At 68.4% G+C, this 14,466-nt stretch carries 12 protein-coding genes; 10 read left to right on the plus strand and 2 right to left on the minus strand.

Annotated features, from left to right (window positions below; genetic code table 11):
- Positions 1-89: 89 nt before the first annotated feature.
- Complete coding sequence (locus tag C0541_RS15000; RefSeq protein WP_161960090.1) at positions 90-2,273, minus strand: RelA/SpoT family protein; 2,184 nt, start codon at positions 2,271-2,273, stop codon at positions 90-92.
- Between the two features lie 291 nt (positions 2,274-2,564).
- Between C0541_RS15000 and pqqA the strand changes: the two genes are divergently transcribed.
- The 9 genes from pqqA (at position 2,565) to C0541_RS15040 (ending at position 9,392) form a co-directional block, all read left to right on the plus strand.
- Positions 2,565-2,645 carry a pyrroloquinoline quinone precursor peptide PqqA gene (pqqA, locus tag C0541_RS15005; protein ID WP_002812057.1) on the plus strand — a complete coding sequence of 27 codons (81 nt, stop codon included), beginning with the start codon at positions 2,565-2,567 and terminating at the stop codon, positions 2,643-2,645.
- Between the two features lie 66 nt (positions 2,646-2,711).
- Positions 2,712-3,611 (plus strand): pyrroloquinoline quinone biosynthesis protein PqqB, encoded by a 900-nt coding sequence (gene pqqB / locus C0541_RS15010; protein WP_115049502.1) that lies wholly within the window; start codon positions 2,712-2,714, stop codon positions 3,609-3,611.
- A complete protein-coding gene (gene pqqC / locus C0541_RS15015) occupies positions 3,608-4,360 on the plus strand; it encodes a pyrroloquinoline-quinone synthase PqqC (RefSeq protein ID WP_115049504.1) in 753 nt (250 codons plus the stop codon). Before pqqB ends, pqqC begins: the two co-directional genes overlap by 4 nt.
- Complete coding sequence (gene pqqD / locus C0541_RS15020; RefSeq protein ID WP_115049506.1) at positions 4,357-4,635, plus strand: pyrroloquinoline quinone biosynthesis peptide chaperone PqqD; 279 nt, start codon at positions 4,357-4,359, stop codon at positions 4,633-4,635. Before pqqC ends, pqqD begins: the two co-directional genes overlap by 4 nt.
- Positions 4,632-5,735 (plus strand): pyrroloquinoline quinone biosynthesis protein PqqE, encoded by a 1,104-nt coding sequence (pqqE, locus tag C0541_RS15025; protein ID WP_115049508.1) that lies wholly within the window; start codon positions 4,632-4,634, stop codon positions 5,733-5,735. Before pqqD ends, pqqE begins: the two co-directional genes overlap by 4 nt.
- 164 nt (positions 5,736-5,899) lie before the next feature.
- Positions 5,900-6,412: a hypothetical protein gene (locus C0541_RS15030; RefSeq protein WP_115049510.1), complete on the plus strand. Its 513-nt coding sequence runs from the start codon at positions 5,900-5,902 to the stop codon at positions 6,410-6,412.
- Between the two features lie 65 nt (positions 6,413-6,477).
- Positions 6,478-7,995: a PhoPQ-activated pathogenicity-related family protein gene (locus C0541_RS15035; protein ID WP_115049512.1), complete on the plus strand. Its 1,518-nt coding sequence runs from the start codon at positions 6,478-6,480 to the stop codon at positions 7,993-7,995.
- Positions 7,996-8,051: 56 nt separating this feature from the next.
- Complete coding sequence (locus C0541_RS20915) at positions 8,052-8,219, plus strand: hypothetical protein (RefSeq protein ID WP_161960091.1); 168 nt, start codon at positions 8,052-8,054, stop codon at positions 8,217-8,219.
- A 138-nt stretch (positions 8,220-8,357) separates the two neighbouring features.
- Positions 8,358-9,392, plus strand: a complete 1,035-nt coding sequence (locus tag C0541_RS15040; protein WP_115049514.1) for a glucokinase family protein — start codon at positions 8,358-8,360, stop codon at positions 9,390-9,392.
- Between the two features lie 147 nt (positions 9,393-9,539).
- On the opposite strand, the gene hrpA is transcribed toward C0541_RS15040, so the two are convergent.
- Positions 9,540-13,670, minus strand: coding sequence for an ATP-dependent RNA helicase HrpA (gene hrpA, locus C0541_RS15045; RefSeq protein WP_115049516.1), 4,131 nt, complete (start codon positions 13,668-13,670; stop codon positions 9,540-9,542).
- Between the two features lie 90 nt (positions 13,671-13,760).
- Between hrpA and C0541_RS15050 the strand changes: the two genes are divergently transcribed.
- Positions 13,761-14,318 (plus strand): Dps family protein, encoded by a 558-nt coding sequence (locus tag C0541_RS15050; protein WP_115049518.1) that lies wholly within the window; start codon positions 13,761-13,763, stop codon positions 14,316-14,318.
- Positions 14,319-14,466 lie beyond the last annotated feature (148 nt).

A 14,466-nucleotide genomic window follows, 5' to 3' on the forward strand; every position in this document is an offset into this window, starting at 1 on the left:
CGCGTTCACCCGGGCATGGTAGCTGTCTGCTGCGAAGACGATGTGGGCTTGGCGGGAAATCGGGAATCGGGAATCGAGCTGCGGCGCACTCAACCGAGTCGCCGCACCTCGTTGACGCCGGGCAAGGCGTCCAGCTTGCCCAGCAGCCTGGACAGTTGATCGTAGTCGCTGACCTTCAGGCGCAGGCGCAGCTGCGCCCGGCCGGTATCGCGCACGTTGTCGCTGTTGATTTCCAGCACGTGCGCATCTTCCTGTGCGATCAGGTTGGTGATGTCCTTGAGCAGCCAGCGGCGGTCGACCGCGCGCACCTGCACATCCACCTCGTAGCCGCTGCCGGCCTTGCCCCACTCCACCGGCAGCACGCGCTGCGGGTGCGCCGCCGCCAGACGCGACAGCGCCACGCAGTCGGTGCGATGCACGGTGATGCCGCGGCCGCGGGTCAGATAGCCGGCAATCGGCTCGCCCGCCACCGGCTGGCAGCAGCGCGCCAGTTGCACCAGCAGGTTGCCCACGCCCTCCACGGTGAATTTGGACTTGCCCAGTCCGTCCCGGCGCGCGGTGGGCCGTGGCGGCGCCGGCACTGCCGGCTGCGAGGCGGCCCGCTCGGCTTCCAGCAGGGCGCGGCTGACTTGGTTGGGGCCGGTATCGCCCAGCGCCACCTGGATGTACAGATCGTCGACCGTCTCGGCGTGGAATTTACGCGTGGCCACGCCCAGGTCGGCGTGCTGCAGGCCCAGCCGCTTGAGCTCGCGATCGAGCAGGTCCTTGCCGGCCTGCACATTGCGCGCGCGGTCGAGCTTGTGGAACCACGCGCGCACCTTGTCGCGCGAACGGCCGCTGGCCAGGAACCCGTTGGATGCCAGCAGCCAGTCGCGGCGCGGGTCGGCTTCCTTGGCGGTCATGATCTCCACCCGGTCGCCGCTGCGCAGCCGATAGGTCAGCGGCACGATGCGGTCGTTGACGCGCGCGCCGCGGCAGCGGTGCCCGACCATGGTGTGCACGTGATAGGCAAAATCCAGCGGCGTGGCGCCTTGCGGCAGGTCGATGACCTCGCCCTTGGGGGTCAGTGCATACACGCGGTCTTCGATCAGCTCGGCGTCCAGCGCGCCGGCCAGTTCGCCGTGGTCACCGTCCTGCACCTGCTCCAGCAGCTGGCGCATCCACAGGATCTTGCGGTCGAAGGCTTTTTCGCCGCCCTTGCCGCCTTCCTTGTATTTCCAGTGCGCGGCCACGCCGAGCTCGGCCTGCGCGTGCATCTCGTGGGTGCGGATCTGGATTTCGATGGTGCGCCCTTCCGGGCCGACCACCGCGGTATGCAGCGAGCGGTAGTCGTTGGCCTTGGGCCGGGCGATGTAGTCGTCGAACTCGCTCGGCACCGGCGCCCACAGCGAGTGCACCGCCCCCAGCGCGGCATAGCAGGCAGCCACGTCGTCGACCATCACCCGCACCGCGCGGATGTCGTACAGCTGGTCGAAGGACAGGCGCTTTTTCTGCATCTTCCGCCAGATGCTGTAGATGTGCTTCGGCCGCCCGCTCACCTCTGCGTGCAGCCCCTGCTGGGCGAGCGTGGTCGACAAGGTGCGCTTGACCGTTTCGAGATAACGCTCGCGCGCCACGCGGGTTTCGTCCACTTCGCGGGCGATGCGGCGGTAGGTGTCCGGCTCCAGATGCCGGAACGCCAGGTCTTCCAGCTCCCATTTCACCTGCCAGATGCCCAGCCGGTTGGCCAGCGGCGCATGGATGTCGCGGGTGAGCTGGGCCAGTGCGCGGCGCTGTTCCTCGCGCAGGCGGTCGGCCGCGCGCATGCGCGCCAACTGCCGTGCCAGCAGGATCGGCACCACCCGCAGGTCGTGGATGATGGACAGCAACAGCCGCCGCAGGCCTTCGCTGTTGCGCCCGGCCTCGCGACCGGCATGCAGCGCCCACACCTGGTCGGCCGCATCCAGCCCGTCCAGCAGTCCTTCCACCGCCACCCGGCGCTCGGCCGGTTGCCACGGCAGGCCGGCGATCGACGCGCGCAGCGCCGGCAGGTCGAACAACAGTGCCGCAATCAGGGTCGCCTCGTCGGCTGCCAGCAACCCCAACGCGTCCAGCGTGTCGGCCAGCAGCGCCCAGGGCACGTCCTCGCTCGGCGCCGGCAGTTGCTGCCAGGCCTGCGCCAGGGCGTCGCGCAGGTCTGGTGCGATCGACGCGATGGCGGGACGCTGCAGCAAGGCCTGCAGGCGCTCGGATGAGGAACTGGTCACTGCGGTGGACACGGCGATGGGCGACAACAAGGGGGCTGACAACTACGGTAACGTGCGCGTCACCTTCTCCACAACGCGCAATCGCGGCGGCAGCGGCGCCATGCCGCACGCCTGCGCTTAGGGTCGGTTCACCCGCCAACGTCTTGATTCGCAACCGCTGCGCTGCGAAATCGCGGCAATGCGTCAGGCCCATCGGCACGCTCGATCGGCTTTTTACATGCTTTTTACAACTCGCCCAAACCGCCTGCCTATCCTCCTGTGGCGTTGTCGCTGCGTTATGCCGCGTCCACGTCATTCCAACCAACTGCGAGGTAGCCGATGAAGACCTGGAAGAAGCCTGTCGTTCGTGAAGTCAACTGTGGCGCCGAGATCAACTGCTACGTCTCCGGCGAATTCTGAGCACACCTGCCGCCCTTCCTCCCGATGCATGACCGGCAATGGCCGGCAGATAGGTAACAGTTCTCCATGCGCATCATCGTTCTGGGATCGGCGGCCGGCGGTGGGCACCCGCAGTGGAATTGCCACACCCCCGCCAGCCGGCGGGCCTGGCAGCAAGCGGACGGTGCCCAACGTCGTACCCAGGCCAGCATCGCCGTCAGCGCCGACGGCCAGCGCTGGGTGCTGATCAACGCCTCCCCCGATTTCCGTCAACAACTGCTCGCAACGCCTGCGCTCTGGCCGCAGCACGGCCTGCGGCATTCGCCGATCGAAGCGGTGCTGCTGACCAGCGGCGAGATCGACCATATCGCCGGGCTGCTGTCGATGCGCGAGAGCCAGGCGTTCTCGCTGCATGCCAGCCGCCGCGTGCTGGACCTGCTGTCGCAGAACCCCATTTTCGATGCAGTCAATCCGGCATATGTGGAGCGCCGGCCGTTTGCGCTCGACACGCCGCTATCGCTGCTGGGCCTGCAGCTCACCCCGTTCTCGGTGCCCGGCAAGGTGCCACTGTTCATGGAATCGCGCAGCGGCGGCGACCTGGCCGGCTCCAACGAAGAAACCCTCGGGCTGACCATCGACGACGGCCAGCACCGCGTGCACTACATCCCCGGCTGCGCGGCGATGACCGATGCCCTGCGCGCGCGCCTGCAGGGCGCCGAGCTGGTGTTCTTCGACGGCACGCTGTGGCGCGACGACGAGATGGTGCAACTGGGCATCAGCCAGAAGACCGGCAAGCGCATGGGCCACATGAGCATCGACGGTCCCGACGGCAGCATTGCCGCGTTTGCCCCGCTGGAGGTGGCGCGCAAGATCTTCATCCATCTCAACACCACCAATCCCGTGCTCGACATCCACGCGCCGGAGTACGCCAGTGCGCGTGCCAGCGGCTGGGACGTCGCCCACGACGGCCTGGAGATCACCTTGTGACCACCCTGCTCACCCCGGACCAGCTGGAGGCGGACCTGCGCGCCATCGGCGCGCGCCTGTATCACGACCAGCATCCGTTCCACGCGCTGCTGCACGAAGGCAAGCTCGATCGTGGCCAGGTCCAGGCCTGGGCGCTGAACCGCTTCGAATACCAGCGTTGCATTCCATTGAAGGACGCCGCGATCCTGGCGCGCATGGACGACCCGGCGTTGCGGCGGATCTGGCGGCAACGCATCCTCGATCACGACGGCAACAGCCCCGCCGATGGCGGCATTGCCCGTTGGCTGCACCTGACCGACGCGCTCGGCCTGGATCGCACGCTGGTGGAATCCGGCCGTGCGCTGCTGCCCGGTACCCGGTTTGCGGTACAGGCCTACCTGCAGTTCGTGCGCGAAAAAAGCCTGCTCGAGGCGATCGCCTCCTCGCTGACCGAGCTGTTCGCCCCCAACATCATCGGCCGGCGCGTGGCCGGCATGCTCCAGCATTACGACTTCGTCTCGCCCGAAGCACTGGCCTATTTCGAGCATCGCCTGACCGAAGCGCCGCGCGATTCGGATTTTGCGCTGGACTACGTCAAGCAGCACGCCGATACCGTCGAGAAACAGGACCTGGTCAAGGCCGCGCTGCACTTCAAGTGCTCGGTGCTGTGGGCGCAGCTGGACGCCTTGCACGTGGCCTACGTGGCCCCGGGCATCGTGTGGCCGGATGCGTTCGTGCCCGACCGCGACGCCAGCCGGGCCGCGGCGTGAGCGGCATCACCCGCGACAGCCGGCCGGCCCTGCGCGCAGGCGTGCGCCTGCAGCACGACCGCGCGCGCGACCAATGGGTGCTGCTGGCGCCGGAACGGGTGGTCGAGCTGGACGAGATCGCCCTGGTGGTGGCGCAGCGCTACGACGGCGCACGCTCGCTGGCGCAGATCGCGCAGGAACTGGCCGGCGAGTTCGATGCCGACGCGGCCGAGATCGAGGTCGATGTCATCGAGCTCACCACCACCCTGCATCAGAAGCGCCTGCTGCGGCTATGACCATCGCCCCGCCGCCACTGTCGGTGCTGCTGGAGCTGACCCACCGCTGCCCGTTGGCCTGCCCGTACTGCTCCAACCCCATCGCACTGGCGGCACTGCGCGAGGAAATGGATACCGCCGGCTGGCGCTCGCTGCTGCAGCAGGCCGCCGACATGGGCGTGCTGCAGGCGCATTTTTCCGGTGGCGAGCCGATGCTGCGCAAGGACCTGCCCGAGCTGGTGGCGCATGCACGCGCACTCGGGCTGTACAGCAACCTGATCCCCTCCGGCGTGGCCGGCGGCGAGCCGATGCTGGACCAGCTGCAGGCGGCCGGACTGGAGCATGTGCAGCTGAGCGTGCAGGACGTCGACCCGGCCGGTGCCGACCGTATCGCCGGCTATCGCAACAGCCTGGCGAAGAAGCGCGCGTTTGCCGCCGCCGTACGTGCGCGCGGCCTGCCGCTGACGCTCAATGCGGTCTTGCATCGCCATAACGCCGAGCGCGTACCCGGCATGATCGCGCTGGCGCTGGAATGGCAGGCCGAGCGCATCGAAGTGGCGCACACCCAGTACTACGGCTGGGGCCTGCGCAATCGCGCCGCGCTGATGCCCAGCCGCGCGCAGCTGATGGCCACGATCGACGCGGTCGAAACCGCCCGCCGCGAGCTCGGCGACCGCCTGGCGATCGACTTCGTCACCCCCGACTACTACGCCCGCCAGCCCAAGCCGTGCATGGGCGGCTGGGGCCAGCGCTTCGTCAACATCTCCCCGCGCGGCGACGTGCTGCCCTGCCATGCGGCCGAAACCATCGACGGCATGCGCTTTGACAACCTGCGCGAGCGGTCGCTGGCCGATATCTGGAACAACGGCGAGGCCTTCGTGCGCTTCCGCGGCACCGCGTGGATGCCCGAGGTCTGCCAGGGCTGCCCCAAGCGCGAGATCGACTGGGGCGGCTGCCGCTGCCAGGCGCTGGCGCTCAGTGGCGATGCCGCCACGCTGGACCCTGTTTGCGAACGCTCGCCGCGGCATGCCCAGGTGCGTGCCACCGCAGAACGCGAAGCTGCAGCGCCGGCACCGGAGTTTGTTTACCGCCGTCCCGAGCGTGCGAACGCGCCCGCGTAGACCGCAAGTCGCCAGTGGCGGAGCCCCCCCCAACCGGGTGGTGTCTCCAGGCTGCGCGAAGCGGCGTGGGGGCTGCCCGGCACTCATCAGCACCTGTGGTCTCAGGCTGCACGCTGCGCTCCAGCGTCTACACTAGCGGCCTCCTCGTCTTCTGGATGGCTTCCATGTCGCTCGCGCGCCGCATTCCCCTGCTGGTCTGCCTGACCCTCGCCCTCAACGCCGCTCCGGCCCTGGCGCAGCGCGCGGCGCAGGGCGACCTGCAGTCGCAGATGAGCGCCGAACAGTTCAAGGCCGCCGGCCTGGACAAGCTCGATGCCGGCGAACTGGCCGCGCTCAACGACTGGCTGCAGGGCAAGGTCGCCAAGGAAGCTGCGGTCGTGGTCGAACAGGCCAAGGAAGCCGGCCGCCAGGAAGTGATCGTCAAGAACCGCGGCTTCTCCGATTTCGGCAGCAAGGAGCCGATCGAGAGCAACATCGTTGGCGAGTTCAAGGGCTTTTCGAGCGGGCGCGTCTACACGCTCGCCAATGGCCAGGACTGGGAGCAGACCGACGCCGCCACCTTGTCGGGCGTGCGCAAGACCGCGCCCAGGGTCAAGATCAAGCCGGGCCTGGTCGGCGTGTGGTATCTGCAGATCGAGGGCTACAACACCCAGGCCAAGGTCCGCCGGATCAAGTAAGCCCGACCGGGCATCGCGCGGCCCGCCGGCGGGACTGGCGCACCCACGCCACTGGGAGAACACGCATGCGGCCGATGACACGTTGCAGCCTGGTGTTGCTGGCATCACTGGCCTGGTTCGCAGGCGCCGCGCCTGCAGCTGCGGCCGCCGCACCCGTGCTGTCGGCGCAGCAGTGCGCCGATGCGCCCGAGGTCGGCATCGACCAGGCGCTGGTGTGCTATCACGATGCCATCGAACGCCAGCCGCTGGTCTACCGGCGCGTGGCCACCAGCACGGTGGCCGGTGTCGAGCGGCGTGATTACCTGCTGACCTCGCAGCAATGGTCGCCCGAGGCACTGGTGCAGCCGGCCAGCTGGCAACACGATGTCGCGATCTATGTGCCAGCGGATGCGCTGCCGACGCGTGCGCTGTTGCTCTCCACCAACGGCACCCGTCATCCCGTCGATGGTGGCGCGGCGCAGCCGTCCAGCGAATTGCCACCCGAGGCCCTGGCGGCGCTGGCGCAGCGCAGCCGCACCGTGGTGATCGCGCTCGCCGATCTCCCCAGCCAGGCGCTGACCTATCGCAACGACGGCACGCCGCGCCGCGAGGACGACAGCGTCGCCTACAGCTGGTCGCTGTTTCTGGCATCGCCGCAGCAACGCAAGACCCTGCCGCTGCATGTGCCGATGGCCGCCGCGATCGCGCGCACCATGAGCCTGGCCGAACGCGAACTGGCGCCGTTGCGGATTCATCGCTTCATCCTCGCCGGCGCCTCCAAGCGCGGCTGGGCAAGCTGGCATGCCACCATCGCCGATGCGCGCGTGGAGGCCGTGGCGCCGTTCGTGATCGACATCCTCAACATGCCGGCGGTGCTCGATCACATGTACCGGAGCTATGGCGGCAACTGGCCGATCGCATTCAATGCCTACGCCAGGCAGGGCATCACCACGCAGCTGCACACGCCGGCCTTTGCGCAACTTGTGCAACTGCAGGACCCGCTGCGGTATCTGCACACGCCGCAGCGCAAACGCCTGGCCGTGCCCAAGTACATCGTCAATGCCAGTGGCGACGATTTTTTCCTGCCGGACAACACGCAGTTCTTCTACAACGCGCTGCCCGGCAGCAAGGCGCTGCGCATGGTGCCCAACAGCGCGCATAACGGCATCCGCGCCTTCATCGTCGACAGCCTGGTGCCCTTCGTGACCCGGCTGCAGCAGCAACGCGCGCTGCCAAAGGTGCGCGATTCCCTGCACGCAGGCGAACATCCGCAGCTCCGCTTCCATTCCTCCGAGCGCCCTGCGCAGCTGCGCCTGTGGCAGGCGAGCAACCCGGTGGCGCGCGACTTCCGCCATGCCTGCGGCATTCGTTACAGCGCCACGCCGATCGCGCCCGCACGCGGCAACACCGTGACGGTACCGGTCCAGGTGCCCGAGGCCGGCTGGAGCGCGTACTTCGTCGAAGCCACCTACGCGGACGGCTTCGTCGCCACCAGCCAGACCTACGTGCTCGGCAAGCAGCAATACCCGACGCAGGCACCACCCACCGACGGCGCAGCCTGCAGCACCCTGCCGGGCGCGGCCTCTGCGGCAGCCGCGCGCTGAGGAAACGACGCCCCCCGCAGCTGACAACCGGCCGTCGGTCTCGACTGGCGGTCTCGATGTCGAATGTGGATGTGGATGTGGACGTGGACGTGGACGTGGACGTGGACGTGGATGTCCACGATGGTCCAGTCCCGGATGGCGACAAGCACCCACCGTCGCAGGCCAGCCATCGCCTGCGCGCGTCTTTCCGCAATGCGCCACACCTCCACGCGCAACGGTGCTGAACACGGTGTTCCTGCACCTGCGTCCGCCAGCGAGATCGATCCAAGCCGACTGAACCATTGACACCGTTGTCACCAACTTCTACACAGGCCGCTACCCGCCGATCGCGTTGGCCGACCGGCGCACCCAAAGGACTGCACGTGGCTGCGACTTCGCGTTCCGCTCTCGCTTCCGGCTCGCCCGCCGCCCCGGTCGCCGCCGGCTTCATCGCGGCCGACGTGGGTGGCACGCACGTGCGGGTCGGCCACCTCGCGCAGGCGGGCAACGCTGCAATCGCGCTGTCGCAGTACCGCAGCTATCGCTGCGCCGAACACGCCAGCCTGGACGCCATCCTTGCCGACTACCTGCAGCAACGGCGCGATGTTGCGGCGGTGGTGATCGCCAGTGCCGGGGTCGCGCTGGACGATGGCAGCTTCATCAGCAACAACCTGCCGTGGACGATTTCGCCCGGCCGCATCCGCGCCGCGCTCGCCGTGCCGGGCGTGCACCTGGTCAACGATTTCGAAGCGGTCGCCTACGCCGCCCCGTTGATGGAACAACACGCCGTGCTGCACCTGAGCGGACCGCCCCCGCGGCATGCGCGCGCCACCGGCCCGATCCTGGTGGTCGGCCCCGGCACCGGGCTGGGTGCGGCGGTCTGGATCGATGCCAGGCCGCGGGCGATCGTGCTCGCCACCGAAGCCGGCCAGGTCGCGCTGGCCAGCAACGACCCGATGGAACTGCAGTTGCTGCGGATCCTGCTGCGTGGCGAGCGCTATCTGCCGCTCGAACATGTGCTGTCCGGGCCCGGCCTGCTGCGCCTCTACAACGCCGCGTGCGAACTGCATGGCGCCACGCCGCGCCATCGGCTGCCGGCCGCGATCACCCATGCCGCGCTGCACGAAAACGATGCATTGGCACGCGAGTGCCTGCAGGTCTTCTGCGCCGTGCTGGGCAGCGCGGTTGGCGACATGGCGCTGGCCTACGGCGCGGCTGGCGGCATCTACCTGGCCGGCGGCATCCTGCCGACGGTCGGCCCGTTCCTGCAGAACAGCGCTTTCCGCGAGCGTTTTCTGGCCAAGGGCCGCATGCGTGCAATGCTCGAACGCATTCCGGTCAAGCTGGTCGAGCACGGGCAGCTGGGCGTGCTCGGCGCGGCCAACTGGTATCTGCAACACCACGCCGACCTGTCGTAGGTGATCGGCTCCCCGCTCCATCCCAAGCGCGCCGCTGCACGACCCGCACCCGGCGAGCGGCCGCCTGCCGTCCAGCCCTGTGCGTGCTCAGGAGAGGCAGCGTGAACTGCAGCATTGCGGTGCGCGGTCCAGCGCATCCAGCACCGTTCAGTTGCGCAACGCCGCCACCCGCTGCGACAGCTTCTTCGCCGACACGCCCGATTTGGCGCCCAGCTCCTGCGCAAACACCGACACCCGCAATTCCTCCAGGTCCCAGCGCAGCGACTGCCACGCATCACGTTGCTGCAACCCACGCGCAGCCGCCTCGTCCAGCGCATCCACGAACGGCTTGAGTTCGAGCATGCGTGCCTGGTCGCGGGCCGGATCGCGCTTGGCGCGCTCGGTGCGCAGGATCATCGCCTTGAGATAGCGCGGATAACTGGCCAGCGCCTCGGCCGGTGTTTCGCGCAGGAAGCCGGCATGCACCAGCGCGCGCAGCTGCTGCTCCATATCGTCCAGGTTGCCACGCGCCCAGCCCATCAACGGCGCCTCCAGCAGCGGCTTGAGTTCGGCCACCGCGCCGAGGATGCTTTCGGCCAGCGTCAGCCGTTGCATCGCCTCGCCGAACAGGCGTTTGCTCGCCTCGTCGCGGCGCTGCGCAAAGGTGCCAGGGTCGCGGATCGCGCCCAGCCCATCGGCCAGTACCGCGTTGAGCGCGGCATCGACCAGATCGCCGCGCAGGCGCTCCTGCGATTCGATCGCCGCGTACAGCAGGCCGGTCTTGGGCGACACCGGCAGTTGCTTGCGCGCCTGCTTGATCTTGTCGGCCAGCGCGATTTCCAGCAGCCGGCGCACGCCGCGCGGATGCGCCTGCGCCGCGTCGTTGCGGTCGGCAAAGATGCGCAGCGCCGCGTCGTCGCCCTGGTCCACCAGCGCCGGATACGCCGGCACGCCGGCTTCGCCGGCCACCTGTTCGGGAATCGGCGCGGACGGAAAATCGCGCAAGCCCTCGGCCGCCAGCGCGCGCCCCGCACGTGCGGCGAAGGCCTGGCCGGCACGCTCGCCAAAGCGTGCGCGCAATCCATCCAGGTCGCGCGACTCGGCCAGTACCTTGCCGTCGTCATCGCGCAGGCGCAGGTTCATCAGCAGATGCGTGTCCAGCGACTCTTCGTCGAAATCCAGCGCCGCCACCTGCGTGCCGGTGGCCTTGGTCAAAAAGCGCGCCAGCTCGCCACGGATAGCGTCGGCCGAGGCAATGCTGTAGGCCTCGTAGAACGCGCGCCCGAAATCCGGCGCCGGCACATAGTTGCGCCGTTGCGCCTTGGGCAGGCTGCGAATCAGGGCCGATGCCTTGTCGGCAACGAAGCCCGGCGCCAGCCACGACAGCCGCGCCGGATCCAGCGCATTGAGCAGGTGCAGCGGCACATCCAGCGTCACCCCGTCATCGATGGCGCCCGGCTCGAAGCGGTAATGCAACGGCAGCCGCGCATCGCCCAGCGGGAAATACTTCGGAAACCGGTCGGCCTCGCTGCCTTCGCCCGGCAACAGGTCGTTCAACGTCCAGTGCAGGCTGCGGCGCTTGTCCGGCGGCAGGGTCTTCCACCATGCATCCAGCCCGCTGGCCGAGTGCAGCTCGGCCGGGATGCGATCCAGGTACCAGCGCGCCTGCCAGTCTTCGTCGGCAACGATGCCGGCACGACGCAGCTTGGCTTCTTCCTCGCGCGCCTGCTCCAGCACCTTGAGGTTGTCGGCGATGAACGCCGCACGCGTCGTGATCTCGCCGGTGACCAGGCCCTGGCGCACGAACAGGTCGTGTGCGGCGGCCGGATCGATCTTGCCGAAATGCACCGGCTTCTTCGGCGCCAGCACCAGGCCGAACAGGCTGATCTGTTCGGACGCCACCACCTGCCCCTGCGCACGCGACCAGTGCGGGTCGAAATGCTTGCGCGCCAGCAGATGCCCAAGCTCGGCGATCGCCCAGTCCGGCTCGATCGCGGCATTGGTCATGCCCCACACCTTTTGCGTATCCAGCAGCGTGGCGGCCAGCATCCACGGCGGCGGCTTGCGTGCCAGTGCCGAGCCGGGAAACGGCACGAACCGGCGTTGCCGCGCGGCGAGGAAGTCGCCTTTCTCGGTGCGATGGCCGATCTGCGTGGGCAGGCCCGCCAACAGCGCACGATGCAGGGCCTGGTACGCCGCCGCGCGTTCGCGCTCGCTGGTGCGTGCCACCGCCTCGGCGGCGTCGGCCTGCTTGCTGGCAGCGGCGGACGTGGCCTGCGCAGCTGGCGCATTCGGATCCGGCTTGCCTTCGCGCGCCAGCCGCGCAGCGCGGTGCAGCTGCCCACGCGTCGGCCGGTTGGCGTTGTGCCCGTCCTCGCGCGCAGGCGCGCTGGCACCGGCCAGCAGCGGCACCAGCATCGCAGCGGCCGGCTCCTCGCTCCACCCCAGCTCCTCGCACAACAGGCGCAGCTGCCGATGCAGCTCACGCCACTCGCGCATGCGCAGGAACCCGAGGAAATGCCGGTTGCACCACTCGCGCAACTTGGACTGGGTGAGATCCTCGTGCACCTGTCGATACGCCTCCCACAACCGCAGGATGCCGACGAATTCGGAGCGTGCATCGGCAAACAGCGCATGCGCGTTGTCGGCCGCCTCGCGTGCTTCGGGCGGGCGCTCGCGCGGATCCTGGATGCCCAGGAACGCGGCGATGATGATCATCTCGCGCAGGCAACCGTGCTGTTGCGCGGCCACCAGCATGCGCGCCAGCTTGACGTCCACCGGCAGGCGCGCCATCTGCCGGCCGATGGCGGTCAGGCGCCGCTCGGCATCGATCGCGCCCAGCTCCAGCAACTGCTGCCAGCCGTCGGCGACTGCGCGTTCGTCCGGCGCTTCCAGGAACGGGAATTCCTCGATCCGCCCCAGCCCCAGTTGCAGCATGCGCAGGATCACGCCCGACAACGACGAGCGGCGGATTTCCGGGTCGGTGAATGCCGGCCGCGCGGCAAAATCCGCTTCGGCATACAGGCGGTAGCAGATGCCTTCGGCAATGCGGCCGCAACGGCCCATGCGCTGGTTGGCGCTGGCCTGCGAGATCGGCTCGATATGCAGGCGGTCCAGCTTCTGGCGCGGGCTGTAGCGCTTGATCCGCGCAAAGCCCGGATCCACCACGTAACGGATGCGCGGCACCGTCAGCGAGGTTTCGGCCACGTTGGTGGCCAGCACCAGGCGCCGGCGCGGCCCCGGGTTGAACACGCGGTCCTGGTCGGCCGCCGACAGCCGCGCATACAGCGGCACCACTTCGGTTTCGCGGTACTTGCGCCGTTCCAGCGCATGGTGTGCATCGCGGATCTCGCGCTCGCCCGGCAGGAACATCAGCACATCGCCACGCGGATCGATGCGGGTGATCTCGTCGATCGCCGCCACGATCGCATCGCTGACGGTGCGCTCGCCATCGCGGCCATTGCCACGCTCGCCGTCGCTGCCGTCGCTGCCGTCGTCGGCCTCGCCTTCGAGCGGACGGTAGCGCACCTCGACCGGGAAGGTGCGGCCTTCCACGTCGATCACCGGCGCGTTGTCGAAATGCCGGGCAAAGCGCTCGGTGTCGATGGTGGCCGAGGTGACGATCAACTTCAGGTCGGAGCGCTTGTGCAGCAGCTGCTTGAGATAGCCGAGCAAAAAATCGATGTTGAGGCTGCGCTCGTGCGCCTCGTCCACGATGATGGTGTCGTAGGCCGACAACCAGCGGTCGCTGGCGATCTCGGCCAGCAGGATGCCGTCGGTCATGAACTTGATCCGCGACTGCTCGCCGACCCGGTCGGTAAAGCGCACCTGGAAACCCACCGTGGTGCCCAGCGGCGTCTTCAGCTCCTCGGCCACGCGCGCGGCCACCGCCCGCGCGGCGATCCGGCGTGGCTGGGTGCAGCCGATCATGCCGGCCGCACCGCGCCCGGCCGCCAGGCACAGCTTGGGCAGCTGGGTGGTCTTGCCCGAGCCGGTTTCGCCGGCGATGACAACCACTTGATGGTCACGGATCAGCGCGATGATGCGCTCGGCCTCGCGCGCGATCGGCAACTGCTCGTCCAGCGTGATGGCCGGCTGCTGCTCGGCGCGCGCCTGGCGTTGCGCCTGCGATGCCGCCAGCGCCTGCTCGAAGGCCTCGCGCACCTGCGGGTTGCCGGGCTTGCCCTGCCAGCGCGACCACAGACCGAGCAGCCGGCCGCGGTCACGGCTCATCGCGCCATCCACGGCGCGGCGGCGCTCACGCAAGGTGTTGGCAAGCTCGGTGTCGATAGCGCTCATTGATGGAAAAATGTGAAAGATTGAATGACGAGTGATCCTTTAGAGTGACTATTGTGACCCGATATCTGGTTCCTCAGGAGGACCATTCCCATGTCCAAGAAAAAGCACGCCAACAAGCCCGTCGTCATCAGTGAAGCGGCGGGGGCACTGCCGGTCGCCGCAGCATCGGCACCACACATCGATATCGGGATCAAGGACGGCGATCGCAAGCAGATCTCCGACGGTCTGGCCCGCTACATGGCTGACGCCTTCACCCTGTATCTGAAGACCCACAACTTCCACTGGAATGTCACCGGGTCGATGTTCAACTCGCTGCACACCATGTTCGAGACCCAGTACACCGAGCAGTGGGGCGCGCTGGACGAAGTGGCCGAGCGCATCCGCGCCCTGGGCTACAACGCACCGGGCTCCTACAGCGAGTTCGTCGCCCTGACCTCGATCCCGGAAGAACAGGGGCTGAGCGACAGCGCCGACTGGCGTGAAATGGTGCGCCAGCTGGTCAGCGGCAACGAAGCGGTCTGCCGCACCGCACGCAAGGTGCTGGGCACCGCCGACGACGCCGGCGACGACCCGACCGTGGACCTGCTGACCCAGCGCCTGCAGACCCACGAGAAGTACGCCTGGATGCTGCGTTCGCTGTTGCAGTAAACCCTCCGGCGTCGCCCCGTCGGGGTTGCCCAGGGTTTCGCAGTGGCGAAACCCTGGGCCCCTGCTCAACGACCCGGCGCCTTCGGCGCGCTTGCCTCACGCTGGGGTTGCGGCCACGTCCGCTTCGCGGATACGTCCTCCCGACGTT

Origin of the sequence: Xanthomonas arboricola (genome assembly GCF_003353015.1) — a bacterium.
GTDB classification, from domain to species: Bacteria; Pseudomonadota; Gammaproteobacteria; order Xanthomonadales; family Xanthomonadaceae; genus Xanthomonas; species Xanthomonas arboricola_E.